The sequence below is a fragment of the Pantoea sp. X-Soil-TKNS-1280 genome (assembly GCF_059730475.1).
On record NZ_AP035962.1, the window covers coordinates 3,000,107 to 3,026,356 of the forward strand.

25 protein-coding genes are annotated in these 26,250 nt (G+C 58.0%); 8 read left to right on the forward strand and 17 right to left on the reverse strand.

The window, feature by feature from the left end; all coding sequences use genetic code 11:
- Positions 1-36: 36 nt before the first annotated feature.
- Complete coding sequence (gene pdxB, locus AC6I8X_RS13850; RefSeq protein ID WP_497839985.1) at positions 37-1,176, reverse strand: 4-phosphoerythronate dehydrogenase PdxB; 1,140 nt, start codon at positions 1,174-1,176, stop codon at positions 37-39.
- Between the two features lie 52 nt (positions 1,177-1,228).
- A complete protein-coding gene (locus AC6I8X_RS13855; RefSeq protein ID WP_313689273.1) occupies positions 1,229-2,008 on the reverse strand; it encodes an AraC family transcriptional regulator in 780 nt (259 codons plus the stop codon).
- 95 nt (positions 2,009-2,103) lie between these two features.
- Here AC6I8X_RS13855 and AC6I8X_RS13860 point away from each other — a divergent pair, with 95 nt between their 5' ends.
- On the forward strand, positions 2,104-3,009 hold the full coding sequence (locus AC6I8X_RS13860; protein WP_497839986.1) for a DMT family transporter: 906 nt from the start codon (positions 2,104-2,106) through the stop codon (positions 3,007-3,009).
- On the opposite strand, the gene AC6I8X_RS13865 is transcribed toward AC6I8X_RS13860, so the two are convergent.
- Both AC6I8X_RS13865 and tctD read right to left on the reverse strand, forming a co-directional pair.
- Positions 2,996-4,375, reverse strand: coding sequence for a sensor histidine kinase (locus tag AC6I8X_RS13865; protein WP_497839987.1), 1,380 nt, complete (start codon positions 4,373-4,375; stop codon positions 2,996-2,998). The two genes, AC6I8X_RS13860 and AC6I8X_RS13865, sit on opposite strands and share 14 nt — an antisense overlap.
- Positions 4,366-5,037 (reverse strand): transcriptional regulator TctD, encoded by a 672-nt coding sequence (tctD, locus tag AC6I8X_RS13870; protein ID WP_497839988.1) that lies wholly within the window; start codon positions 5,035-5,037, stop codon positions 4,366-4,368. Before tctD ends, AC6I8X_RS13865 begins: the two co-directional genes overlap by 10 nt.
- A 108-nt stretch (positions 5,038-5,145) precedes the next feature.
- On the opposite strand from tctD, the gene AC6I8X_RS13875 reads away from it, so the two are divergent.
- The 4 genes from AC6I8X_RS13875 to flk all read left to right on the forward strand — a co-directional run bounded on the left by AC6I8X_RS13875 (position 5,146) and on the right by flk (position 9,237).
- On the forward strand, positions 5,146-6,135 hold the full coding sequence (locus AC6I8X_RS13875) for a Bug family tripartite tricarboxylate transporter substrate binding protein (protein WP_497839989.1): 990 nt from the start codon (positions 5,146-5,148) through the stop codon (positions 6,133-6,135).
- Between the two features lie 11 nt (positions 6,136-6,146).
- Positions 6,147-6,578: a tripartite tricarboxylate transporter TctB family protein gene (locus AC6I8X_RS13880; RefSeq protein WP_313690097.1), complete on the forward strand. Its 432-nt coding sequence runs from the start codon at positions 6,147-6,149 to the stop codon at positions 6,576-6,578.
- 12 nt (positions 6,579-6,590) lie between these two features.
- Positions 6,591-8,099 (forward strand): tripartite tricarboxylate transporter permease, encoded by a 1,509-nt coding sequence (locus AC6I8X_RS13885; RefSeq protein ID WP_497841042.1) that lies wholly within the window; start codon positions 6,591-6,593, stop codon positions 8,097-8,099.
- A 106-nt stretch (positions 8,100-8,205) separates the two neighbouring features.
- Positions 8,206-9,237 carry a flagella biosynthesis regulator Flk gene (gene flk, locus AC6I8X_RS13890; protein WP_313682294.1) on the forward strand — a complete coding sequence of 344 codons (1,032 nt, stop codon included), beginning with the start codon at positions 8,206-8,208 and terminating at the stop codon, positions 9,235-9,237.
- Position 9,238: 1 nt separating this feature from the next.
- Here flk and AC6I8X_RS13895 read toward each other — a convergent pair whose 3' ends face one another.
- Entirely contained in the window at positions 9,239-9,682 is a 444-nt protein-coding gene (locus AC6I8X_RS13895; RefSeq protein WP_313682292.1) for a rhodanese-like domain-containing protein, read from the reverse strand.
- Positions 9,683-9,768: 86 nt separating this feature from the next.
- Between AC6I8X_RS13895 and pdxR the strand changes: the two genes are divergently transcribed.
- Positions 9,769-11,208, forward strand: a complete 1,440-nt coding sequence (gene pdxR, locus AC6I8X_RS13900) for a MocR-like pyridoxine biosynthesis transcription factor PdxR (RefSeq protein WP_313682290.1) — start codon at positions 9,769-9,771, stop codon at positions 11,206-11,208.
- Here the strand turns inward: pdxR and AC6I8X_RS13905 are convergent.
- Entirely contained in the window at positions 11,171-12,352 is a 1,182-nt protein-coding gene (locus tag AC6I8X_RS13905) for an MFS transporter (RefSeq protein WP_409521655.1), read from the reverse strand. The two genes, pdxR and AC6I8X_RS13905, sit on opposite strands and share 38 nt — an antisense overlap.
- Before the next feature lie 210 nt (positions 12,353-12,562).
- Complete coding sequence (gene fabB / locus AC6I8X_RS13910) at positions 12,563-13,783, reverse strand: beta-ketoacyl-ACP synthase I (RefSeq protein WP_299449222.1); 1,221 nt, start codon at positions 13,781-13,783, stop codon at positions 12,563-12,565.
- Between the two features lie 155 nt (positions 13,784-13,938).
- Here fabB and mnmC point away from each other — a divergent pair, with 155 nt between their 5' ends.
- Positions 13,939-15,951 carry a bifunctional tRNA (5-methylaminomethyl-2-thiouridine)(34)-methyltransferase MnmC2/FAD-dependent 5-carboxymethylaminomethyl-2-thiouridine(34) oxidoreductase MnmC1 gene (gene mnmC / locus AC6I8X_RS13915; RefSeq protein ID WP_497839990.1) on the forward strand — a complete coding sequence of 671 codons (2,013 nt, stop codon included), beginning with the start codon at positions 13,939-13,941 and terminating at the stop codon, positions 15,949-15,951.
- 21 nt (positions 15,952-15,972) lie between these two features.
- Here the strand turns inward: mnmC and AC6I8X_RS13920 are convergent, their stop codons facing one another.
- The 6 genes from AC6I8X_RS13920 to prmB all read right to left on the reverse strand — a co-directional run bounded on the left by AC6I8X_RS13920 (position 15,973) and on the right by prmB (position 20,581).
- Complete coding sequence (locus tag AC6I8X_RS13920) at positions 15,973-16,254, reverse strand: YfcL family protein (RefSeq protein WP_084876166.1); 282 nt, start codon at positions 16,252-16,254, stop codon at positions 15,973-15,975.
- A gap of 22 nt (positions 16,255-16,276) precedes the next feature.
- On the reverse strand, positions 16,277-16,822 hold the full coding sequence (locus AC6I8X_RS13925) for an elongation factor P hydroxylase (protein WP_208715942.1): 546 nt from the start codon (positions 16,820-16,822) through the stop codon (positions 16,277-16,279).
- A gap of 67 nt (positions 16,823-16,889) precedes the next feature.
- Complete coding sequence (locus tag AC6I8X_RS13930; protein WP_084876168.1) at positions 16,890-17,687, reverse strand: sulfite exporter TauE/SafE family protein; 798 nt, start codon at positions 17,685-17,687, stop codon at positions 16,890-16,892.
- 8 nt (positions 17,688-17,695) lie between these two features.
- On the reverse strand, positions 17,696-18,520 hold the full coding sequence (mepA, locus tag AC6I8X_RS13935; RefSeq protein WP_313682284.1) for a penicillin-insensitive murein endopeptidase: 825 nt from the start codon (positions 18,518-18,520) through the stop codon (positions 17,696-17,698).
- 4 nt (positions 18,521-18,524) lie between these two features.
- Positions 18,525-19,610 carry a chorismate synthase gene (aroC, locus tag AC6I8X_RS13940; RefSeq protein ID WP_299449207.1) on the reverse strand — a complete coding sequence of 362 codons (1,086 nt, stop codon included), beginning with the start codon at positions 19,608-19,610 and terminating at the stop codon, positions 18,525-18,527.
- A gap of 38 nt (positions 19,611-19,648) precedes the next feature.
- Positions 19,649-20,581, reverse strand: coding sequence for a 50S ribosomal protein L3 N(5)-glutamine methyltransferase (gene prmB, locus AC6I8X_RS13945; RefSeq protein ID WP_299449204.1), 933 nt, complete (start codon positions 20,579-20,581; stop codon positions 19,649-19,651).
- Between the two features lie 159 nt (positions 20,582-20,740).
- On the opposite strand from prmB, the gene smrB reads away from it, so the two are divergent.
- The gene (gene smrB, locus AC6I8X_RS13950) at positions 20,741-21,289 is read left to right on the forward strand and encodes an endonuclease SmrB (RefSeq protein WP_208715946.1); all 549 of its coding nucleotides are present in this window, start codon (positions 20,741-20,743) and stop codon (positions 21,287-21,289) included.
- Between the two features lie 34 nt (positions 21,290-21,323).
- Here smrB and sixA read toward each other — a convergent pair whose 3' ends face one another.
- The 4 genes from sixA to AC6I8X_RS13970 form a co-directional block, all read right to left on the reverse strand.
- A complete protein-coding gene (sixA, locus tag AC6I8X_RS13955; protein WP_299449197.1) occupies positions 21,324-21,806 on the reverse strand; it encodes a phosphohistidine phosphatase SixA in 483 nt (160 codons plus the stop codon).
- 195 nt (positions 21,807-22,001) lie between these two features.
- Positions 22,002-24,131: a fatty acid oxidation complex subunit alpha FadJ gene (fadJ, locus tag AC6I8X_RS13960; protein WP_497839991.1), complete on the reverse strand. Its 2,130-nt coding sequence runs from the start codon at positions 24,129-24,131 to the stop codon at positions 22,002-22,004.
- Positions 24,131-25,441 carry an acetyl-CoA C-acyltransferase FadI gene (gene fadI, locus AC6I8X_RS13965; protein ID WP_497839992.1) on the reverse strand — a complete coding sequence of 437 codons (1,311 nt, stop codon included), beginning with the start codon at positions 25,439-25,441 and terminating at the stop codon, positions 24,131-24,133. The genes fadJ and fadI overlap by 1 nt, the downstream gene beginning before the upstream one ends.
- A 175-nt stretch (positions 25,442-25,616) precedes the next feature.
- The gene (locus AC6I8X_RS13970) at positions 25,617-25,913 is read right to left on the reverse strand and encodes a YfcZ/YiiS family protein (protein WP_313682307.1); all 297 of its coding nucleotides are present in this window, start codon (positions 25,911-25,913) and stop codon (positions 25,617-25,619) included.
- Positions 25,914-26,250 lie beyond the last annotated feature (337 nt).

The following is a 26,250-nucleotide window of genomic DNA, read 5'->3' on the forward strand; positions in this document are numbered from 1 at the left end:
AGGCGGTGATATTCACCGCCCATTAATTCGGACAAATCAGGCACCTGCCGGTTGCAGCGTGGCGCGGAACCCGAGTTGATTAAGCATGTCAGCCGCGGCAGCGTCATCACAAATCACCTGCAATGACGACCATTCACGGCGTTCTTCATATTGCTTACGCAGGCGGTCAAACTCGCCTGGCTGCGCCGCCACTTTACGCAGTGGGGCATCATCGCGGCGCACATCATACACCAGGTGCACCAGACGTTTCAGCACCGGCTGATCAAGCTTGCCGTGTAAGGTAATGCTGCCAAATTCCGGGGCGGGCAGCAGGCTTTCCAGCGGCACCTGCTGCGGCTGACCGAGAAACTCACACCAGGCTTCAAACACCTGCGTGGTGCCGCGCGCCTTGCCTTCGAGGGTGTAACCGGCAATATGCGCGGTGGCAATGTCCACCTTACCCAGCAGTTCCAGCGACAGCTCCGGTTCCGGCTCCCACACATCCAGCACCACGCTGAGATCCTGGCGCATGTTCAGCACTTGCAGCAGTGCCGCGTTATCCACCACCGGGCCACGACAGGCGTTGATCAGAATGGTATTCGGTCGCAGCGCCATCAGCAGCGCCGCATCCGCCAGATGCCAGCTTTTATACTGGCCATCTTTAAATAACGGCGTATGGAAGGTGAGAATATCGGCCTGCGCCACCAGTTCATCCAGCGAGTGGAAAACTTCCGCATCACCGCGATCGGCACGCGGCGGATCGCACAACAGGGTTTTCACGCCCCACGCCTGCAAGCGTTTTTGCAGACGGCCACCGACATTGCCCACGCCGACAATCCCCACGGTACGATCGCGCAGGTTAAAACCATCGCGCTCCGCCAGCAGCAGCAGCGAGGAGAAAACATATTCCACCACCGCGATGGCGTTGCAGCCCGGCGCGGCGGAAAAGGCGATGCCCGCCTCCTCCAGCGAGGTCTCATCGATATGGTCGGTGCCCGCCGTCGCGGTGCCGACAAATTTCACTGGCGTACCGGCGAGGAGCGTCGCATTGACTTTAGTCACCGATCGCACCATCAGCCCACTGGCATCCGCGAGTTCGGCTTCCGGTAAGGGGCGTCCCGGTACCGCCAGCACCTCACCGGTGCGGCTAAAGAGTTCACGGGCATACGGCATGTTTTCATCGACGAGAATTTTCACCACGGCAGTCCTGTAAATTCGAAAGGCCCATATTCTGGCACAAAGCCTTTGATTAACCTAACCGGCTACGATAGCGATCCGGTGTGGTCCCGGCCTGGTGCTGAAACATGACAATCAGCGCCGAGGCGGAGCTGTAGCCCAGCTCAAAAGCAATCGCCTGTACACTCATCCCCTGCTCCAGCAAGGCAATCGCACGCAAAAAACGCAGGCGTTGTCGCCACTCACTAAAGGACATATGCAGCTGCTGCTGGCAACGCCGCGCCAGCGTACGCTCGGTGGTAAACACCCGTTTAGCCCATTGTGCCAGCGTGGTGTTATCGCCGGGATGCGCCTGGAGCGCGTGCAGAATCGGTGCCAGCAATTTGTCATCCGAGGTGGGCAGATAGCTTTTATGCAATGGCGCGAGGCGCAGCCGGTCACACAGCACCTCGCACAATCGCCAGTCTGCTTCACTGCGTGGCTGCTCCAGGTTGCGTTGGGCAAACTCGTCCATAATGGCATGAACGATGGCATCCGCATTCAACAGGCAGGCTTGTGATGGCAAGCCCAGGCATAGATCGGCGGCAATATTGAAGGTACGAAACTGCGCCTGACGATGGTTATAGCTGCTGTGGCGCTGACCGGGTGGGATCCAGATCGGCATATCGGCTGGCGTCAGCAGGCGCTCCCCTTCCACCTCCATCTCCAGCACATGGCTTTTGACGAAAATCAGCTGCCCCCAGGAGTGGGTGTGGGGCAGATATTCGGTATTGGCGTTGGCCTGCTCGAAGCGCATAAAGTAGCGCAGCTGTGAGGCATCGAGCGGCGGCTGATATTCAACCTGTAAACTCATTCTGTCCGGTCATTAATGATTTTTGTCCGATTTTAGTTATCTGTCTTAAACCGGTCAAATGTAAACTTTTCGCGTTTACTTTCTGGAGCCGTACGATGAATTTTCTCTTTCCGCTGGTGGCGGTGCTGATCTGGTCGATCAACACCATCGTTAGCAAACTCTCCGCCGGGAGCATCGATCCCGCCGCCATTTCCTTTTATCGCTGGATCCTGGCGCTGGTGGTGCTGACGCCGTTTGCCCTGCCTGGCGTCTGGCGTCATCGTCGGCAAATTATCGCCAGCAGCGGACGCCTGCTGATCCTCGGCCTGCTTGGTATGGTGCTGTATCAAAGCCTTGCCTATTACGCGGCGCATAGCGTATCGGCGGTGATGATGGGGATTCTCGGGGCCACCATTCCGCTGCTGACCATTCTGCTCAGCCTGGTGGTGTTACGTCTGGCTCCAACGCGCGGGATTTTAATTGGCGGATTGCTGTCGTTTGCCGGTCTGGTGTGGCTGGTCAGCGCTGGCAACCCGGCACAGCTGCTGCATCAGCGCCTCGGCAATGGTGAATTGATGATGCTGGCCGCTTCAACCTCCTACGCGTTGTATGGCGTGCTGACCAAACGCTGGGCCATCCCTCTGCCGACCTGGCAAAGTTTATATGTGCAGATTTTCTTTGGCGTGCTGTTGCTGCTGCCCGGCTTTCTGCGCACGCCGGATGTGTCACTTAATGCGCATAATATCCCGCTGGTGCTGTTTGCCGGGCTGTTCGCGTCGATCATCGCCCCGTTCCTGTGGATCCTCGGCGTGCAGCGCCTCGGGGCCAGCACCACCAGCATCTTTATGAATTTTGTCCCGGCCTTTACCGCCGTCATTGCGATCCTGTTCCTGCATGAACAGCTGCATGGTTATCACTGGATTGGCGGTGGCATGACGTTGCTGGGGGTGATTCTGGCACAGCGGCTACGCACGCCGTTACGTCGCCCCCGGACAGTCACGCCCCCTGTCAGTGGAAGCTGACCGTCACCCGTAGCCCGCCCAGTTGCGGGCTGCGGTCCAGCCTTAAATCAGCGCCATGCCAGACGCAGATATCTTTTACCAGCGCCAGACCGATACCGGCACCGGGTTGCTGCTGGCCGTTATCCAGCCGCGAGAAAGGTTGCAGCGCCTGCTGCTGCTGGGCATCGTCAATCCCTGGCCCGCTATCCTCAATGGTCATCACCCCGCAGGCGATGCATGCCGTCACAATACCGTGCACCGGCGTGTACTTGATGGCATTATCCAGCAGGTTGCTGCATAACTCCGCCAGCAGCAGCGCATCGCCCTGCACCTGACATTGCCCCTCACCTTCATAACCCAGATCGATTTGTTTATGGCGCGCCGCCGCATAACCACTGAAGCACGCCTGCTGCACAATGGCCGCCAGATCAACGCGCTCCAGGGGTTTATCTTCGCCGTGGCGGGCTTTGATCTGCGCCAGCTGCAACAGTCGGTCGGTGAGATGTACGGTGTCGTCCAGGGTATGGCGCATCCCCTGCAGGCTTTCACGCCATTGCCGTGGATCGTCGCTGTTAAGTGCCACACCCACCTGAGTTTTCAGAATGGTGAGCGGCGTACGCAGTTGGTGGGATACATCGGCGCTAAAACGTTCCTGACGCGCCAGCAAACCACGCAACCGCTCCAGATGACGGTTGAACGCGATAATCAGTGGCTGTAGCTCGGACCAGGGCAGCAATGACGGCAAAGGCTGCAGCTCCCCCGGTGCACGGCGCAGAACGATGCGCGACAAACGACGCAGTGGGCGTAGCACCTTGCGCAGCAGCCACCCCGCCAGAATCAGGGTAATCAGCACCAGAATGCTTTGGCTGATCAGGGCGGTACGTAATAATCCCTCAGCAAAGGCGTGGCGCGAATTCAGGGTTTCCGCCACCAGTACCAGCGCCATGCCCTGCACTCCCTCTTCGCTGACCGGTTGCCACAGGGCCACCACCCGAATCGGCTGCTGGCGATAGCGGGCATCGTAGAAATGAACCAGCGCCGGAAACAAGGTGGAAAGCGGCGCATTGCGTGGCAACGGCGGCAAATCCTCGTAGCCTGACAACGTCTGTCCTTCCGGGGAGATCACCTGATAGAAAAGTTGATCGTTCATATTACGTTCGAAACTGTCGAGCACCACCCAGGGAACATCAACCTGCAATTGTTGCTGGCGCACCACCAGCCTCTCCGCCACGGTTCGCGCGGAAGCCACCAGCGAACGATCATAAGCCTGATTCGCCGCCTGGAGCGCGCTGTGATAATGGGTGTACACCGATAATCCCCACAGCAGCAGCAGCGGCACACCCAGCCATGCCAGCAGCTCGCCACGCAGCGAGCGAATCAGCCGCATGGCTGACACTCAAGGCTGTAGCCCAGCCCACGCAACGTGATGATCGCGACATCACTGCCCGCCAACTTTTTCCGCACCCGATGGACATATAACTCGATGGTTTCAGGGCTGGCTTCATCACACAGGGAAAAAGTTTGTTCATAGAGATGCTGGCGCGATACCGGGTGACCGGGACGCCGCATTAAGGTGGTCAGCACGCTGGCTTCACGCGGGGTCAGATGTAATGGCTGCCGATTCAGCAGGAAGCAACCTTCATTGTCCCGCTCCAGTTGGCCAATCACCTGCGATTGCGGCGTTTGCCCATGACTGCGGCGCAGCAAGGCACGCAGCCTGGCTTCCAGCTCATCCAGCTCGAAGGGTTTGCTAAGATAATCATCCGCCCCGGCGTTCAGCCCCTGTACCCGCTGTGCCAACGCGTTACGCGCGGTCAGCAGCAAGACGGGGACGTTCTGCCCGCGTCGTCGGAGCCGCGCCAGCACCTCAAGGCCATGCATACGCGGCAGCGTCACATCCAGCACCACCAGCGCATACTCTTCGCTTTGCAGCACATGATCCGCCGCCACACCGTCAGCCACCCAATCTATCGTAAATCCTTTTTGTGTCAGCGCTTTTTGCAACCAGCTCGCCATCTCAACCGTGTCTTCCACCAGTAAGAGACGCATGTCACACCCCGCCATTTTCCCTGAGGAATGAAAGGTAAATGAAAGGTTGTCACCTTAACAATTCATTAACCCCGAATTTTCGGCGGTAATCACAAACTGGAATCATCAATGGAGCGACAAATGAAAAACAACATTCGCACCGTCCTCGCCACCACCTTACTGGCTATGTCGGTTTCCACCGCGTCCGCCGCGGCACCAGAACGCACTGAATGTATCGCCCCGGCAAAACCGGGCGGGGGTTTCGATCTCACCTGCAAGTTATTGCAGGTCTCGATGCAGGAGACGCAGCAAATCACCACGCCGATGCGCGTCACCTATATGCCCGGCGGCGTGGGTGCAGTGGCGTATAACGCCATCATTGCCCAGCGACCGGCCGAAGCAGGCACGCTGGTGGCCTTCTCCGGTGGCTCGCTGCTGAATCTGTCGCAGGGTAAATTTGGCCGCTACTCGGTGGATGATGTGAAGTGGCTGGCCGCCATCGGCACCGACTACGGCATGGTGGCAGTACGTAATGATGCCCCCTGGAAAACCCTTGGCGAGCTGATGGAGGCGATGAAAAAAGATCCCACCAACGTGGTGGTGGGTGCCGGTGCCTCAATTGGCAGCCAGGACTGGATGAAAACCGCGCTGCTGGCGCGTGAAGCCGGTATCGACCCACGCAAAATGCGCTATGTCGCTTTCGAAGGCGGCGGAGAACCGGTGACGGCGCTGCTCGGCAATCATATCCAGGTGGTATCCGGCGATATGAGCGAGATGGTGCCGCATTTGCAGGGCGGCAAAATGCGCGTGCTGGCCGTGATGGCCGACCAGCGCCTGCCGGGTGAACTGGCTGCCATCCCCACCGCTAAAGAGCAGGGGTTCAACGTTTCATGGCCGATTATTCGTGGTTACTACCTCGGCCCGAAAGTCAGCGCCGCCGACTATCAATGGTGGGAAGACGCGTTTAAAAAGCTGGTCACCACCAAAGAATTCCAGCAGCAACGCGATTTGCGTGGCTTGTTTGAATTCAACCTGTTTGGCAGCGAACTGGACAGCTACGTAAAGCATCAGGTCGCGACCTATCGTGAACAGGCCAAATCCTTCGGGCTGGCAAAATAATGGGGGCGATAATGAGCGATCGTATTTTCGCCGCCATCTGGCTGGCACTGTGTATCGGCGGATTGTTTATCGGCTGGCAAATCCAGAGCGAATACAGTTATGAACCGGTCGGACCGCGCCCGTTTCCGCTGCTGTTACTTGGTCTGATGGGAATTTGCGCGCTGCTGATGCTGCTGCGTAAACCGGATGCGGTGCTGTGGCCTGCGCCCGCCATCCTGAAAAAGCTGCTGACGTTAAGCATCATGCTGGTGCTGTACGGCTGGCTGTTCGAGCAACTCGGCTTCGCCTTGTGCACCACACTGCTGACCTTCGGCATTGGCCTGCTGTTTGGCGCGCGCTGGTGGGCGGCGGTGATTTCCGGTGGCGTGATGGGTATGGCGCTGTTTTACGCCTTTGATCATCTGCTGGATGTCACGCTGCCAGTCGGCAGCTGGTTCAGTTAACGGGAGATTATGATGGATACCTGGTCTTTTCTGATGCAGGGTTTCGCCGTCGCCATGACGCCGGAAAACCTGATGATCGCCTTGATCGGCTGCTTTATTGGTACCATTGTCGGGTTATTGCCCGGTCTTGGACCGATTAACGGCGTAGCGATTTTGATGCCGCTGGCGTTTGCCTTGCACTTACCGGCGGAGTCGGCGCTGATCCTGCTGGCTACCGTCTATATTGGCTGTGAATATGGCGGGCGCATCTCCTCGATTTTGCTCAACGTACCGGGCGATGCCGGGGCGATTATGACCGCGCTTGACGGCTACCCAATGGCGCAGCAGGGCAAAGCAGGCGTGGCGCTCTCCATCTCTGCCGTCAGCTCCTTCGTCGGTTCCACCATCGCCATCATCGGCATTATTCTGTTCGCGCCGCTGCTGGCTAACTGGTCACTGGCGTTTGGTCCGGCGGAATACTTCGCTTTGATGGTGTTCGCCATTGCCTGCCTCGGCAGCATGATGAGCCACAACCCACTGAAGTCATTTCTCGCCGCACTGATGGGGCTGGGGATGGCGACGGTGGGCGTGGATGCCAATACCGGCGTGTATCGCTTTACCTTCGACAGCGTGCATCTTTCCGATGGCATCCAGTTCGTGGTGGTGGTGATTGGCCTGTTCTCGGTGAGCGAGATTCTGCTGATGCTGGAATCCACCAGCAGCGGCCAGAAAATGGTGCGTGCCAGTGGTCGGATGCTGTTCAATATGCAAGAGGCGGCGATGTCGGCCGGTGCGACGCTACGCGCGTCCTTTATCGGTTTCTTTGTTGGCGTGCTACCCGGTGCCGGTGCGACCATTGCCAGCGCCATCGCCTATATGAGCGAGAAGAAAATCAGTGGCAGCGATCAATTCGGTAAAGGGGATATTCGCGGCGTGGCCGCGCCGGAAGCGGCGAATAACGCCTCCGCCTGCGGTTCCTTCATTCCGATGCTGACGCTGGGGATCCCCGGTTCCGGCACCACGGCGGTGATGGTGGGTGCGCTGACGCTGTACAACATCACCCCCGGCCCGGCGATGTTTACCGAGCAGCCCGATATCGTCTGGGGATTGATTGCCGCGTTGTTGATCGGCAACGTGATGCTGCTTGTCATGAACATTCCGATGATCAACCTGTTCGCGCGCATGCTGACCATTCCATTGTGGTTCCTGGTCCCGGCGATTGCGGCGATTTCTGCGGTCGGGGTTTACGCAGTGCACAGTACCACTTTCGATCTGTTGCTGATGGTGGGGCTGGGCATTTTCGGTTATATCCTGCGCAAGATGGATTTTCCGATGTCACCCTTGATCCTCGGCTTTGTGCTGGGCGAAATGCTGGAACAAAACCTGAGGCGTGCGTTGTCAATCAGTAACGGCGACCTGCTGATCCTGTGGCAAAGCCCGATCTGCAAGATACTGCTGGTGCTGGCGGTATCGGTGCTGGTGGTGCCACCGCTGTGGAAACGCTGGCGGCGTAAGCGCCTGAAGCTGGCCGAGGCAAAATAATTCCCTGCTACCTGCTGCCCCCGTGGATTTCCCGGGGGCTTTTGCTATCATATGGCCTCGTTTTTCCGGCGCACCCGGATCTGACTCGGTTTTCAAGGATTCCGCCATGCAACCTCTCAGCGGTCCCGGTGTGCCCTCGGGCGATCGTTCCCCACTCACTCAGGCAACTGGCCCTGCGCGCCCTGGTGGCCCGGCAGGCGAACAGCCATTATCTCCCGCTCAGCGCACCACGCTGGAACGCCTGATCGTACGTATTATGTCGCTCAGTACCCTGAAAGCCCCGGAATTGTGGGCTGGAGTGCGTCATGAAGTCGGCGTGAAGAACGATGCTGAACTGCAATCGCGTCATTTTCCCGCTGCCGAGCAGCATCTCAATAGTCGCTTAACCCAGGTGCAGGACAGCCACGCTACACGTCAGCTGTTGCAGCAACTGCTGGAGAAACTGCCGCTGGGTAATAACCGCCAGGCGGTGAGTGATTTTATCCGCCAGCAATTTAACCAGACGGTACTGAGCGCGCTGTCACCAGACCAGCTGCGTCAGGTGCTGACCATGCTGCAGAACGGCCAGATGGCGATCCCGCAGCCGCAGCAGACGCGTAGCAGCGACCGGTCACTGCTGCCTGCCGAACATCAGGCGCTGAATCAGCAGGTGACGCGCCTCGCCGCCAGCACCGGTGAATCGCCGGTGAAAGTGCTGGGGGATGTGCTAAAGCTGGTTAACCTGAAAAGTGGCGATCCGATTCCATCACGCCATTTCCCGCTGTTGACGCAATATTTACAGGTGCGTCAGACGCTGAGCCAGCTGAGTTCACCTACGTTGCACATGCTGGAAAGCTCGCTGAAGCAACCTTTGAGCGCCGATGAGCAGCGCTTGCTGGAGGATTACAGCCAGCAGCGTTTCCAGGCCACGCCGCAGATGGTACTGACCCCGGCGCAAACTCAGGATCTGCTCAACCTGTTGTTCAGCCGCCGCGCCGAAAAAAACCTCGAGCAGCCGCTGTCCGCCAGCGAACTGCGCCCACAACCCATCTGGGCACCGATCTTCAATCAGTTACCGGCACCGCTGGCGCAGCGCCCGGCGCTGACGTTAAGCCTGGCGCTGGTGGTGTTTATTTTCCTGATGTGGATATTCCTCTGATTCAGCATCCACATTGTGCGGCCGGGGCAGCGGTGGGCCATTCGCCCACCGCACTGCCCCACGCCATCGGATGACCGTCTCGCTTCCAGAAATCCAGCCCACCAATCAATTCTTTGACCTGAAAACCTAATGCCGCCAGCTTCAGTGCCGCTTTGGTCGAACCATTGCAGCCGATGCCGTCACAATAGGTGATGTAAACTTTCTGCCGATCCAGCTGCGCGGTGGTGGCTTCGTTCATGGTGCGATGCGGGAAGGAGATCGCGCCGCAAATATGACCGGCCTGATACGCCTCCGTGGCGCGTGCATCAAACACCACAATCTGCGCGATGCCCGCCGCCATATCTTCGGCTAAATCCCAGGCATCGGTGTAATACGCCAGCTTGTGTTGCAGATAAACCAGACTTTCAGCGGCACTGGCCGGGGGGAAGGCTAAAACCGATGACATCGCATTCTCCTGTTGTGAATTTCCCTCAGTGTACGGCAAAGTGGTCTGCATCCTGATACCACTTTATCACCCCGGATAAGACCACCATGACATCATCTCCCTTGCTGGCCCTGTTCAGTCATCAAAGCCAGGGCGGCCTGCGCGAACGGTTGTGCGGCACGCTGCGCCAGGCGATTGCCAGCGGCCATCTGCGTTATGGACAAAAGGTGCCTTCCAGCCGCCAGCTGGCGATGGATCTCGGTCTTTCCCGCGTCACCGTGGAAGCCGCCTACGCTCAGCTGGAAAGTGAAGGCTATCTGCAGCGCCAGAGCGGACGCGGCACCTTTGTTGCCATCGCCATGCCGCTGCGTGCGCAACCGGGTAAACAGCATGACATCCTGAATTTTTCAGCGCGTGGCAGCCAGGTACTGGCAACGGGAGGATGTCAGGACCCACCGTTCCCACAGGCATTTGCTGCCGGTTCGCCGGAATTACGTGCGTTTCCACATACAGCATGGCGACGCATCAGCGCCAGCGTACAACGTTCACTGGGCAGCAAAGTGATGGGTTATGGCGATCCCTGCGGTTATGCGCCATTACGTCAGGCGGTGGCCGATTATCTGGCATTGTCGCGCGGCCTGCGTTGTGACGCCGGGCAGGTGATGATTCTGACCAGCTCACAACAGGCGTTACAGCTGCTGGCACTGATGTTTCTCGATAGCGGCGACGACGTCTGGCTGGAGGAACCGGGATATCCGGGAGCACGCAATGCCTTCCTCGCCGCCGGTGCGCACTGCCGCGCAATGCCACTGGATGCTGAGGGGGCGGTCCCCCTCAGCGGCCGCGCAAAGCTGGTCTACCTCACCCCATCGCACCATTATCCCACTGGCATACCCATGAGCCTGGCACGGCGCTTACAGTGGCTGGCGTGGGCACGGCAGCAGGATAGCTGGCTGATTGAGGATGATTACGATAGCGAGTTTCACTATGGTGAACGCCCACTGCCTGCGCTGCAGGGGCTGGAAGCGGAGAGCCGGGTCATTAGCCTCGGCACCTTTTCCAAAACGCTGTTCCCGTCACTCCGCCTCGCCTGGATGGTGGTGCCTCCGACGCTGGTTGATGCCCTCGGCCGCGCACGCAGCGTGCTGGACGGACACAGCGCGCTGTTGCCACAGGCGATCACCGCCGAGTTTATCCAACAGGGGCATTTTGCCAGCCACCTGCGTCTGATGCGCCAGCTGTACCACAGCCGTCGTGATGTGCTGCTGCAACAATTGCGCACACGCTGCGGCAACTGGCTGACGCCACTCCCGGCAGCAGGCGGCCTGCAGCTGACGGTGAATTTATCGCAGGGCGATGAAGCGAAGTTGACCGATGAGGGGCGAGCGAGGGGCCTGCAACTGCCGCGTCTGTCGCCGCTGTATGCGGGAGAGACGCGGCAGACTGGCTGGATACTGGGTTTCGCCGCGCTGACGCCCGGCGAAATTGTGGCTGCCTGCGATAAGCTGGTTATGCTGCTGTCGCGTGACGGGCAAAGCGCCAGGTAACCAGCATACCGAGCGCCGCACAGCAGGCGCCCGCAACATACACCGAACCGTAACCGAGCGCCGTCGCCAGCAGCCCGGTCAGCGGGCCACTGGCCCCGTAAGCGATATCCTGAAACGCGGAGAAGCCACCCAGCGCGGTTCCGCGAATCTGCGGCGAGACGCGTTTGATGACCTCCACGCCGAGCGCCGGGAAGATCAGCGAACAGCCACAGCCGGTGAGCGCGGCCCCCAGCAGCGCGACCCAGCCTTGTCCGGCCAGCGCCAGTAGCGTCAGACCGGCAGCTTCCACCAACAGCGAGACCATCGCCACTCGCACACCACCGTGACGATCCGGCAAACCACCGAAGAACACGCGGACCAGCACAAAAGCACAGCCAAAGGCGGTCAGCGCGAAACCGGCGTTGCCCCACTCTTCAGCAGCAAAATAAAGCGAGGTAAAGGTACCGATGACCGCAAAGCCAGTACCCTGGAGCGCCAGCGCCAAACCGGGCTGAAAGATGGTTTTTATTACGCTGAACAGTGATGGGCGTTCTCCCCCCACCACCGGCACCGCTGAAATCCAGCTGTTTAACGCCAGCGACAGCAACGGTAGCAACAGGGCTGCCCCGCCAAGCGCGGCAAATCCGGCGTAATCGTGGATCAATAAACCCAGCGGCGCACCGGCAGCCAGCGATCCATAAATCGCCATCCCATTCCATGACATTACCAGCCCGGAACGTCGGGTCCCGACCAGGCCCATACCCCAGGTAAGATTGCCGGTCAGCAACAGGCTTTCACCGAAGCCGAGCAGCAGCCGACCTATCGCCAGCAGGCCGAACTTCGCCCACGGCGACACCGGCAGCAGCGCCGCCGCCAGATAGGCCACGCCCACCAACGCGATCGCCATCATGCCATGCTGAGTGGTGAGTTTTGCGCCGTGCTGATCGGCGCGCCGACCGGCGAAACTGCGCGTCAGCAGGGTGGCAAAGAATTGAATCCCCACCGCCACGCCAACCATGACGTTGTTCATGCCCAGCTCCTGGTGGACATACAACGGGATAACCGGCAGCGCCAGCCCTGCGGTGAGATAAGTCAGAAACACCGCAAAAGAGGTGCAGGCCAGAGGAAACACAGATTGCGTCTGCGCGTTTGCAGCCATAGACATAATGGACGTAACTCCTTGTTCTGAGACGTGCCATGCAGGCGAAAACCAGACACACGCACGTCTTCTGTGATTAACAGAAACGGGTGCGTTGATTCACGTGAACGCTTACGTATTACGAGATGAGGGCATTGATTGTGGCAAGCGAAGCGCAGAATGTCAAAACAGCGAGGGCCGGATTAACCGGCCCTCGTGGGAAAAATGGCCCTGAAATCAGGCGTTATATTTACGCATGGTCAGGGTGGCGTTGGTACCGCCGAAGCCGAAGCTGTTCGACATCACGGTAGTCAGCGCTTTTTCGGTCGGCTTAGTCACGATGTTCATGCCCTTCGCCGCATCGTCCAGTTCTTCCACGTTGATGCTCGGGGCAATGAAGCTGTTTTCCAGCATCAGCAGGGTATAAATCGCTTCCTGCACGCCCGCCGCACCCAGTGAGTGGCCGGTCATCGCTTTGGTCGCGGAGATATACGGCGTGTTGTCACCGAACACTTCGCGAATCGCACCCAGTTCTTTCACATCGCCAACCGGGGTAGAAGTCCCGTGGGTGTTGAGGTAGTCGATCGGTGCGTCCAGACCCTGCATCGCCATTCTCATGCAGCGCACTGCGCCTTCACCTGACGGAGCGACCATGTCAGCGCCATCAGAGGTTGCACCGTAGCCGACGATTTCAGCATAGATGTGCGCACCACGAGCCAGTGCGTGCTCCAGTTCTTCCACCACAACCATACCGCCGCCGCCAGCAATGACGAAGCCGTCACGGTTAGCATCATAGGTACGTGAGGCTTTTTCCGGGGTTTCGTTGTATTTGGTGGAGAGCGCGCCCATGGCATCGAACTCACAGGCCATTTCCCAGCTCAGTTCTTCACCGCCGCCAGCAAATACGATGTCCTGTTTGCCCAGCTGGATCTGCTCAACCGCGTTACCGATGCAGTGTGCAGAAGTTGCACAGGCGGAGCTGATGGAGTAGTTCACACCGTGGATTTTGAACGGGGTTGCCAGGCAGGCAGACACGCCAGATGCCATGGCTTTGGTGACCACATACGGGCCAACCGCTTTCAGACCGCGCGGGCTGCGCATAGCATCCGCACCGAACACCTGAAAACGCGGGGAACCGCCGCCGGAACCGGCAATCAGGCCCACACGCGGGTTGTTCTGATACTGTTCTTCAGTCAGGCCGGAATCTTTAACCGCTTCCGCCATCGACAGGTACGCGTAAATAGAGGCATCGCTCATGAAACGCACAATTTTGCGATCGATAAGCCCGGTGGTATCCAGTTTTACGTTACCCCATACGTGGCTGCGCATCCCGGCTTCTTTCATCTCTTCGGAGAAAGTGATACCAGAACGCCCTTCACGCAGAGATGCCAGCACCTCCTGCTGGTTATTACCAATGCTGGAAACAATACCCAGGCCAGTAATCACTGCACGTTTCATTAAAATAGTCCTCTTCCACTTCTTTTGGATTGACGTGCACTCTAGCTTACAGTTGTAAGCCGAACAAGTCCGATCAGCCATTTCCTTTTGTAAATTTGCGTCATGTGATGGCTCTCGCTAAAATCACGCCACTGCCTGAAATATGGACCTTTCCCTTGAAGTTATCCCCGGTTGAACACGCACAGCTAAACTGGAACGAACAGGGTACACCTGTTTCGCAAGCCTTCGACGATGTCTACTTCTCCAATGACAATGGTCTGGAGGAGACGCGCTATGTCTTCCTTGATGGCAACCAGATTCCGCAACGCTTCCCTGATCATGATCGTGACCTGTTTATCGTGGCGGAAAGCGGTTTTGGCACTGGCCTCAACTTTCTCACGCTGTGGCAGGCATTCGACCGTTTCCGTACTCAGCACCCGACCGGCCGCCTGCAGCGCCTGCACTTTATCAGCTGTGAAAAATTCCCACTGACCCACCCGGACCTGGTGGCGGCCCACGCCCACTGGCCGGAACTGCAACCCTGGGCCGAACAACTCCAGCAGCAATGGCCAGCGGCGTTACCGGGCTGCCAGCGGCTGCTGTTTGCTGGCGGTGAGGTCACGCTGGATCTGTGGCTAGGCGATATTAACGCGCTAATTGATACCTTTGATGACAGTCTGCATCGTCAGGTGGACGCCTGGTTTCTCGATGGTTTCGCGCCAGCGAAAAACCCGGAGATGTGGACGCCGGGCCTGTTTGCCGCCATGGCACGGATGGCGCGTCCGAACGGCACGCTGGCGACCTTCACCTCCGCCGGATTTGTCCGTCGCGGTTTGCAGGAAGCCGGGTTTAGCATCACCAAACGCAAAGGCTTTGGTCATAAACGCGAGATGCTGACTGGTGAGTTAACCACTGCCCCTACCCTGCCGCCGCGTCAACCGTGGTATGCGCGACCAAAAGCGGATAGCCAGGACGTGGCGCTGATTGGCGGTGGCGTTGCCAGTGCGGTGCTGGCACTGACGCTGTTGCGTCGCGGCTGGCGTGTGACCCTGTATTGCGCTGATGCAGCGGCGGCGCTGGGTGCTTCCGGCAATCGCCAGGGCGCGCTCTATCCGCTGCTGAATCAGCACGATCCCGCACTGGCTCGCTTTTTCCCTGCAGCATTCAGCTTTGCCCGCCGATTGTATGACGCGCTGCCGGTGAGCTTTGAGCACGACTGGAGCGGCGTGCTGCAACTCGGCTGGGACGAGAAAAGCGCCGACAAAATTTCCCAGATGCTGGATATGGGGCTGCCGCCAGCGATCGCCCAGGGGGTCAATAAAGAACAAGCAGAAGCGCTGGCCGGTGTCGAGCTGGGCATGGGTGGTATTTATTATCCGCACGGTGGCTGGCTGTCGCCCTCTGAACTGACCAGCAACCTGCTGGAATTTGCCCAAAGCCAGGGCCTGCGGGTGCATTGGTTGCATCGCGTCAGCCAGCTGCAATGTCAGGAAGATGGCTGGAAATTGAGTTTTGTCGATAAGCACCCGGTGCAGCATCAACAGGTGGTGCTGGCTAACGGCCATGCGCTGCTGGATATCGCCCAAAGTCAGCCGTTACCGGTGTATGCGGTGGCGGGCCAGGTCAGCCATGTGCCCACCAACCCAGCGCTGGGCGCGTTACGCAGCGTACTGTGCTATGACGGCTATCTCACACCGGTCAGCCCGAATTATGCCACCCACTGCATCGGGGCCAGCTACCATCGCGGCGTGACCGACACCGCGTATCGCGCCGATGACCAGCAGGAAAATCGCCAGCGCCTGATGAATTGTCTGCCAGACGCCGGGTGGCCAGCACAGGTTGATGTCAGCGGCAGTGAAGCGCGTAACGGCGTACGCTGTGCCACGCGCGACCATCTGCCCATGGCCGGCAGCGTCCCGGATTACGACGCGACCCTGACGCAATACGCCCGGCTTGCCGAACAGCGCGCGCAAGCCGCAGCAGTGGCTGACGCCCCACTCTATACGGGATTGTTTGTGCTGGGTGCGCTTGGATCGCGCGGATTATGCAGTGCGCCTTTGGCTGCTGAAGTGCTGGCCGCACAAATGAGTGGAGAACCACAACCGCTGGATGCGGCCACGCTGGCGGCAATGAACCCCAATCGCTACTGGGTCAGAAAACTGCTGAAAGGGAAGAAGGCGGGACGGTAGGCGTCCCCCCGCCCCGATTGATCAGGCGGACTTGCGCGCCTGGCTAAACAGATTATCCCACATGCCAACCACTAGCGCCTGGTCACGCGGCGACAGTTCACCCGCCGCAATGGCTTTTTGCAGGCTGTGGGTCACCTGAAGCTGCAATGCTTCCGGCGTGTGTTCACCGGTTTGCTCAATCTCCGCCACTGCCAGCGTCAGATGTCCGCGCAGATAACCGCCCGCAAAAAGCTCGTCGTCACTGGCGTGATCCACCATATCGTCAATCAGCGCCAGAATGCGTGACTCAAATTCTACGATCATCTCTCTTTTCCTTCATTAATGGTCACAGATCTTCCGGCCAGGGAAAGTGTGCTGCCGTCAGAGCAGGCGTGCCGTAATAATCGGTTAATGCCTGAATAAAACGCGCCGGACGCGCCGGGATGCCTTGCTCAAGGTAAGCCATCACCTGGGCATGCACCTTGCGCTGAAACGCGATGCGATCTGGCTCACAATCTCCTTCGAGATTGTCACAACTTACGTTGAAGGGAAAGCCCGCCGCCACACAAAACAACCACTCCAGCGCCTGCGGTTTGATCTCTACCGATTCAAACTGGCTTTGCGTCTGCGCATCGCGCCCATCCGGGCAATACCAGTAACCAAAATCCACCAGCTTGCGCCGCTCGGCTCCCGCGATGCACCAGTGAGAAATTTCATGCAACCCACTGGCGTAAAAGCCATGTGCAAACACCACGCGGTGCCACGGCGATGTCTCATCAGCGGGAAGATAGATGGGTTCATCGTCGCCTTTAATTAGACGCGTCTGAAACTCGTCCTGAAAGCAGCTATCGAACACGCTAATCAGCTGCTCGTAATGATGTGTTGTACTCATGATGTCATTGTTCTGTTGAAAACCGGCGTCATTGTCGCATCGGTTGCCGCTATTGACGAGTGTTTGATCACAGGGTGGCCATCCATGCCAGCAGCGCGCTACCGTGGCTATCCCATAACAGTTTGGCGCTCATCACCGCTGACACCGTCACCACCATCGGGCGGATCAGTTTCTGTCCACGGCTCAGCACCAGACGCGCGCCGAGTCTGGCACCGCAAAACGCGCCCAGCAGCATGATAAGCCCGGTGCCCCACACCACTTTGCCGCCAAACATAAAGAACAGCAGGCTGCCAAAGTTGGAGGTGAAATTGAGAATTTTGGCGTGTGCGGTGGCTTTTGCCAGGTTGAAGCCGCATAAGGTGACGAAGGCCAGTGCATAGAACGAACCCGCACCGGGACCAAAGAAGCCATCGTAAAAACCGACGCAACCGCCGCCCACCAGCGCATAGGCCAAACCGTGCAGGCGCTGCGCGCGATCCTGTTCGCCGATGCGCGGCATCAGCAGGAACCACAGCCCGATACCGATCAGCAGCAGCGGCAGCATCTGGCGCAACACGTCGGCATGCATATGCTGAATCAGCAACGCGCCGCACACCGCGCCGACAAAGGTCATGGCGATATTCAGCCGCTGCGCATGCAGCTTCACTGCACCACGGCGCACAAAATAAAGGCTGGCGGAGAAAGATCCGCCAACCGATTGCAGTTTGTTGGTGGCTAACGCCTGAGCGGGAGAAAGTCCTGCCGCCAGCAGCGACGGCAGAGTTAGCAGGCCTCCGCCACCGGCGATGGAATCAATAAATGCTGCCAGAACCGACACACCGAACAACACGACCAGCACCAAAGGGCTGGCGACGAACCATTCCATGGATATTCCTACAGAAGATGTTTATCAAGCAGCGCCTGGCAAGAAGGTGGCAACGGCGGCGGTTCTTTTTTGACCGGTGGCGTACTGCCCGGTTTTTTCGGCAGGAACCAGCTGTCCAGCTCAGCGCCACAGCCATCGCCTGGCGGAGGAGGAGCCTGATCCTGACACTCCAGGCTACCTGGCGGGCAACGCAGACGGACATGCATATGCGCGCGATGGGCAAACCACGGACGTACTTTATTCAGCCAGGCACGATCGCTGCCTGCGTCGGCACAAAGCTGCTTTTTAATCGCCGGATTGACGAAGATACGCGTCACTTCATCATCTTTCGCCGCCAGTTTGATCAGGCTATCAATCTGCGGCTGCCAGTGGCGCGCCACCACCTGTTTGCCGTCGGGAGCGACCAGATCGAGTGGCTGCGGCTGCAGCAGTTGCTGCGCTGTCCAGCGGCTTTGCGGCAGTTGCAGCCAGATATCAACATCCAGTCCGGTCTGATGGCTGGCGTGACCGCTGCTAAAACGCCCACCCGCTGCCATCCCCATATCGCCAATCAGCACCTGTCCCAGTTGCAGCTGATGCACCTGGGTACTGAGACGCTGAATAAAGGCAATCAGATCCGGATGGCCGTAATAACGACGCTGATCCTGACGCATCACCTGGTAGTTGGGTGAATTTAGCGGCAATTGTTCGGCACCGATAATACAGCCGTTGGCAAAACTGCCAATCGACTGTGGCGCACCGCTAATCGGTTGATGAATTTGCTGCCAGGGTGTGGCGGCCCCGGCAACCGCACTGAACAGCAGCGCGGCGAGAGTCAGCAGCAAGCGACGCATCGATTTACCAGCGCGGAACAGTGGAGTTAACGTCAGCACACTGCGCACGCTGGCGCAGCAGATGATCCATCAGCACGATCGCCATCATCGCTTCCGCAATCGGCACCGCACGGATACCCACACAAGGATCGTGACGCCCTTTGGTGATCATCTCAACTTCTTCACCATCACGGGTGATGGTTTTTCCCGGTACGGTGATGCTGGAGGTCGGTTTCATCGCCAGGTTGGCGCTGATGGTCTGACCGCTGCTGATGCCGCCGAGAATGCCGCCCGCGTGGTTGCTCTGGAAGCCATTGGCGCGGATTTCATCACGATGCTGGCTGCCACGCTGGTTCACCACCGCGAAGCCATCGCCAATTTCCACCCCTTTCACCGCATTGATGCTCATCAGCGCATGCGCCAGATCCGCATCCAGGCGATCAAACACCGGTTCACCCAGGCCCGGCGGCACGTTTTCCGCCATTACCGTCACTTTGGCACCGATGGAATCGCCTTCTTTTTTCAGCGCGCGCATCAGTTCATCCAGCGCTTCCAGCCTGGAAGCATCCGGGCAGAAGAACGGGTTTTCTTCGACGATGCTCCAGTCCTTCAGCTCACAGGCCACATCGCCAATCTGTGCCAGATAGCCACGCACCTGAATACCGTGTTTCATTTGCAGGTATTTTTTCGCGATGGCACCGGCTGCCACACGCATTGCCGTTTCGCGCGCCGAAGAACGGCCACCGCCACGGTAGTCGCGCAGACCATATTTCTGTTCGTAGGTGTAATCCGCATGGCCGGGACGGAACAGGTCTTTAATGGCGCTGTAGTCCTGTGAACGCTGGTCGGTGTTCTCAATCAGCAGGCCGATTGACGTTCCGGTGGTGACACCTTCAAACACACCCGACAAAATTTTCACCTGATCCGGCTCGCGACGCTGCGTGGTGTAGCGCGATGTACCAGGACGGCGACGATCGAGGTCGTGCTGAATATCAGCTTCGGTCAGTGGAATGCCGGGCGGCACACCATCAACAATGCAGCCCAGCGCAATACCGTGCGACTCGCCAAACGTGGTTACTCGAAAAAATTGTCCGATGCTGTTTCCGGCCATGGTAATTCCTTGTTGCGGGCGAACACTCGCCCTCGTTTTTAGTCTTTGAAGAAAGAGAAGTGATGCTGCGCATCAACGATTTGCTGACGGGTCAACATAAATACGCCGTCGCCACCGTTGTCGAACTCCAGCCAGGTAAAGGGCACATCAGGATACTGTTCAATCATATGCACCATGCTGTTACCCACTTCGCAAATCAGCACGCCCTGCTCGCTCAGATAATCCGGCGCACAGGCGAGAATGCGGCGCACCAGCTTCAGGCCATCGCTGCCTGCCGCCAGACCCAGCTCCGGCTCGTGGCGATATTCACCCGGCAGATCATCCATATCTTCCGCATCCACATACGGCGGGTTGGTGACGATCAGATCGTATTTCACGCCCGGCAGACCACGGAACAAATCGGCGCGGATCGGCGTCACATGGTTGAGCAAACCGTGTTCTTCAATATTACGTTCCGCCACCGCCAGCGCGTCAGTGGAGATATCCACCGCGTCCACTTCGGCTTCAGGGAAAGCGTAAGCACAGGCAATGGCGATGCAACCGCTGCCGGTACACATGTCGAGAATATGTGCCGGATTATCGCCAATCAGCCCGGCGAAGCGATTTTCAATCAATTCACCAATCGGCGAACGCGGCACCAGCACGCGCTCATCGACATAAAATTCGTGGCCGCAGAACCAGGCTTTGTTGGTGAGATAGGCCACCGGAATGCGCTCGTTAACGCGACGAATTACGCGCTCAACGATGCGATGGCGTTCGCTGGCCGTCAGGCGCGCATGACGCATATCTTCCGGGATATCAAGCGGCAGCCAGAGGGTGGGCAGGACCAGTTGTACCGCTTCGTCCCAGGGGTTATCTGTACCGTGACCATACCAGATACCGGCCGCGGAAAAACGGCTGACAGCCCAGCGCAACATGTCCTGAATGGTGTGCAGTTCATTGACTGCCTCATCGACGAAAATTTTGTCCACGTAGCCCTCCAGCAGGCCATAAAATCAATCGGCCGATAGTTTGCCACGAAGCCGGGCAGAATTCAGCGCGGCAAGGTGAAAAAGCTGACATTTGTTAACACTTAAAGGTAAGGTATGGCATCGGGTTCCCCCGCCATTTCTGATGATATCTATTGAGACATGAGTAAGAAGACGCCGCTAAGCCAGGACGATCAGGCGCTGTTTCGCCAGTTAATGAGCGGAACGCGCAAAATGAAACAGGACACCATCGTGCATAAACCGGTGGTGAAAACGCGCGAAGTGCCGCTGAAAAGGCTGCTTTCCGAACAGGCCGACAACAGCCATTACTTCTCCGACGAGTTTCAGCCGTTGTTGTCCAGCGACGGTCCGATGCGCTACGTACGCGCTGACGTCAGCCATTATGAGCTGAAAAAACTGCGCCGTGGCGACTATACTCCGGAAATTTTTCTCGATCTGCACGGCTTAACCCAGATGCAGGCCAAACAGGAGCTGGGCGCGCTGATTGCCGCCTGCCGTCGTGAGCATCTGTTTTGCGCCAGCGTAATGACCGGCCACGGCAAACACATCCTCAAGCAGCAAACGCCGCTGTGGCTGGCACAACATCCGTGGGTGATGGCATTTCATCAGGCACCGAAAATGTTTGGCGGCGACGCCGCCCTGCTGGTGCTGATTGAAGTAGAAGAGTGGCAACCGCCAGAACTGCCATAAAAAATCAGGGCCGCACAGGCGGCCCACAGCGGGATTACATCGCTTTAGCCAGTTTCGATGGACTGACCTGCCATTCCAGCTTGCCTTCGCAGGCTACCGGGTCAAAATTGACACAGGCAATCGCCGAAGTGGCAAACATCGGCGGCGTTTCCTGCGGGCAGAGTTCAGAAACCAGATATCCCACCAATGGCAGGTGCGAAATCACCAGCACCGATTTCACGCCTTCGTTCGCCAGTGCCTGTAAATAACAGGCCACCAGTCCCGGATCGCCCCCTGGCGTCAGCTCTGGCAATACGTCCTGCTCTTCCGGCAGAGTCAGAGCTTCACGTACCGTTGCAAGGGTTTGCCCGGCACGAAGATAGGGGCTTACCAGCACCCGTTCGATATCCAGCGCCTGGCCGTTAAGCCAGCTCGCCATCTGGCGTGATTCGTCGCATCCACAGATCGTGAGTGGCCGGACTGAATCACTTGCTGCTTCCAGAGCCGCATCGCCATGACGCATGATAAAAACTTGCATAAAGCACCGCTGTTGTTTGTCGATATCGTCCGGTACCACAGCACCAGACGCTTCATTCTGCGAATGAACGCTGTGTTTTACCGCAATGGCTTCAGTATAGTCAACCGGTTGTTTATTAAATAAGCATATCTCGGAATGCTACCGCGTAAGCCATTTCTTAGCAGGCTATCTAACCCGCTGAATCTGTAAGCCTATTCAGATTTGTGCAGAAATGTAAAATTTCGTTTGTTGTTGTAGCACCGTCATCAGGGCGTCACAAGGGGTGAAACGATCGCCATGACGCTGCATTAAAGCGTTTAATGTATTGACCATCTCCCCGGCCCCGCGCTGATCCATATAATGGAAAGGCCCGCCGAGAAAAGGGGGAAAACCAATACCAAATACGGCGGCAATATCGCCGTCGCGTGCGCTACGAATCACGCCTTCGTCCAGACAACGTGCGGCCTCGTTCAGCATCATCATCACGCAACGCGTAGCAATTTGTAACTCACTCTGCTGCGCCTGCGGTTTAATCCCCAGCAGACGGTAAATCGACGCATCGGCTTTGCGTTTTGTCGGCCAGCGGCTGCGCGCGTATAAATAGAAGCCTTTGCCATTCTTTCGCCCTTTACGATCGTCGGCCAGAATCTTGCCGACGGCCTCCGGCGCGCTGAAACGCTCACCGTATGCCTGTTGCAGAATCGGGCTGATTTTACTGCCAACGTCGATACCGACCTCATCCAGCAGTTGCAATGGCCCTACCGGAAAACCAAACTTCACCAGCGCCCGATCGATATGTTCAATCGGCTCACCTTCCAGCAGGCAGCGCATCGCTTCATTTATATAGGGCGCGAGAATGCGATTGACGTAAAACCCCGGCCTGTCCGCCACCACCACTGCGGTTTTACCCAGCTCACGCGCCAGTTGCACCGTGGTCGCCAGCGTCTCCTCCGAAGTGCCATCATGGGGAATCACCTCCACCAGCGGCATTTTATCCACCGGACTAAAGAAATGCAGGCCGATAACGTTTTCCGGGCGCTGCGCGTGGGCCGCAATGTCACCAATCGGCAGCGATGAGGTGTTAGACGCAAAAATGGTATGTGGCTGGCAATGGTTTTCAATGTCCGCCACCATTTGCTGCTTCAGCGTCAAATCTTCAAATACCGCCTCAATCACCAGGTCGCGCCGGGTGAAGCCCTGATAATCCTGGCTGCCGCTGATCAACGCCATCTGCTGCTGGCGCTGCGCAGCATTGATCTGCCGACGCTTCAGGCGTTGAGTCAGTCGATCCCAGCTGTACTGCAACGCATGGTTGATGCCGCTGAGATTAATATCGCGGATGCGTACCGGCAATCCGGCATTCAGCGCCGTTACGCTGGCAATGCCCCCGCCCATCAGACCGCCGCCTAATACGCCGATATGCGTTAACTCACGCGGCGTGGCAGCGGCAAAAGCCTCTTTCTTCATCGCCGTGGAGGCAAAAAACAGGCTGCGTAGCGCGGCGGATTCGCGGGTCATCGCCAGCTGACCAAAAGCTCGCGCCTCTGCTTCGTGACCGGCACTGCTGCCCTGCTCCAGCCCGATACGTACCACCTGCAAAATACGATCGACAGCCGGATAGTTGCCGTGGGTTTTGCTGTCGGTTTGACGTTTTGCCAGCGCGAACAACAGATGCCTGGCGATCGGCCCCTGCATCAGCCGGTCGCGGCAGGGTAGCGTTCGTAGCGTCTTTTTACCCTGCAGTATCCGTGCTACGGCCGTTTCCAGCAGAATAGCTTGTGGCACCGCATCATCCACGATCCCCAGCTTCAATGCCTGTTTTGCCCGCAGTTGTTTACCGGTCAGGATCAACGGTAGCGCCTGCTGCACACCAATCAGCCGTGGCAGCCGCTGCGTGCCTCCGGAGCCAGGCAGTAAGCCCAGCTGGACTTCCGGCAGGCCGAGACGGGTTTTATCATCCAGCGAACAGATACGCGCGTCGCATGCCAGCGCCAGTTCGAGACCACCGCCAAGACAGGCACCATGGATCGCCGCCACCACCGGAAAAGGCAACGCGGCAATATTCGCCATCACTTCCTGCCCCTGACGCGCCAGCGCTTCAGCTTCTTCGGCGGTAGCACAACGATCAATCATGCTGATATCCGCCCCGGCGATAAAGTTATCGCGCTTGCCGGAAATCAATACCAGCCCGGCCAGCTGTGGGTCACGCCGTGCTTCAGCCAGCACCGACATAATCTGCGGGACAAACTCTGCCTTCAGGGTATTCATCTTTTCACCCGGCACATCGATGGTGATTACGCCGATATGGTCGAGGCGCATGTGCAGGTGGAATGCGGAATCACTCATTATTCGGCCTCCAGTACCATAGCTGTCCCTAATCCACCCGCTGCGCAGGCGGTGACCAGCCCCAGCCCGCCACCACGCCGCCGCAGTTCCTGCAAGGTTTGGGTGATCATGCGCGCACCGGTTGCAGCAAAGGGATGTCCATAGGCGATCGACCCGCCCAGCACGTTGAATCGTTCTTCATTCACTTCACCGAGGGCGTGTGGGCGATTCAGCACCTCGCGCGCGAAACGCTCATCATTGAACATTTTCAGATTCGCCAGCGTCTGTGCCGCGAAGGCTTCATGCATATCAATCAGGGTGAGATCGTTCAGGCTCACCCCCGCACGTTCCAGCGCCAGCGGCGAAGCATAAGCCGGTCCCAGCAGCATATCCTGCCAGACATCAATGGCGCTGAAGGCGTAGCTGCGCAGGTAGCCAAGCGGCGTGATGCCCAGCTCACGGGCACGACCTTCACGCATCAGGATCACCGCCGCCGCGCCATCGGTCAGCGGCGTGCTGTTAGCTGCCGTCACCGTACCGTGACGACGATCGAATGCCGGACGCAATCGGGCATAATCCGCCGCGCTGGCGTTGAAGCGTACGTTGTTATCCTGTTCGACCGGCGCTTTCCACGGCGGTACAAAGGCGGGCATCACTTCCTGCGCCAGCACACCCGATTCCCACGCACGCGCAGCACGCTGGTGTGAACGCAGGGCTAACGCATCCTGCTGTTCACGGGTAATGCCATGGGTTTTTGCCATCTGTTCTGCGGTATCCCCCATGCGCAGACCCGTGGAATACTCCGCGACAGCGGGTGGCACCGGCAGCAGGTCACGTGGGCGCAGACGGCGCAAAATCTGTAATTTCTGGCCGAAGCGACGCGCTTTGTTGAGATCGACCAATGCGCGTGCCAGGGTTTTGCTGACGCCAATCGGCAACACGGATGAGGAATCAGCGCCGCCAGCGATCCCGGCATCGATGCTGCCCGCCATCAGGCTTTCCGCCACATTTGCCACTGCCTGGAAGCTGGTAGCGCAGGCACGGCTGACGCTGTAAGCATCGGTGTGCACGCTCAGGCCGCTGCTCAGCACAATTTCACGGGCGATATTCGGGGCCTCCGGCATTTGCACCACCTGGCCAAACACCAGTTGATCGATGACCTCCACCGGCAGTTCACTGCGCGCCATGAGTTCACTCACCACCATCCTTCCCAGCTCCAGCGCCGGAATGCCATGAAAATCACTCGCCTGGCGGGCAAAAGGAGTACGAAGACCCTGGGTTATGGCGATGCGTTCGCCCTGACGCGTCAGCAGCGGCTGCGCTTTGCTCATCGACTGTCACCTGTGCTATTTGACCGGGGCGTCATTGCCCAAAGAGGTCTGACCTGATCATCAGTGTTAACCAGGAGCGCGTAAGTCGCCAATATGCAGAGAGAAAAAGTGCGAGGAGAAACACGAAATTGAAAAACGCTGCCGGAAGGGTGTCCGGCAGACGAGGGGGGATTAATTAGCGCAGGCCAAGCTGGAAGATTAATGCTTCTGCCTGACAGGCAAAGGTGAAATCAATATTCAGACGCACACCGGCGGCTTCTTCATCAAAGCGTGAGCGGATATCACAGGGTTCGGATTCGACCTGGCGCGCCCGGTCACTTAAATGTTTGAGCATGGCTTCCGCTGCATGGCGGTCAGCGAATACTCCTGACCAGCTTGCGGCACAATCGGTGTTATCCATGACGGTGCCAACATCCACACAGCAGCAGGCTGCTGTCTCGTTCGCACTGCAGTTTTTAATGGCATCAGTCATCATGTTCTCCTGACTAAAAATGGTTATTTCTGCTTCAAATTGTACGCCTGATGCACTGCCATCGCCACGAACTGCCCGCTAAGTGACGAATATCACACTATAAATTGATCCAAAACAAATTTGAGTCACTATGCTGGAACGTAACGGCAAGGATTTTGTTATGCAGATCTGATTTTATCGATCAAATTGGAAATATTTTAAAAACAATATTGCAACATCGACACAGGTCAGACCTATACTCGTCGCACTGGTCTGATATGTGTCAATGTCGTCAGTCCCTACAATCCGCCGTCCCTTGTTACGTGATGTGACAACTTTTAATAATAATTGATATGAG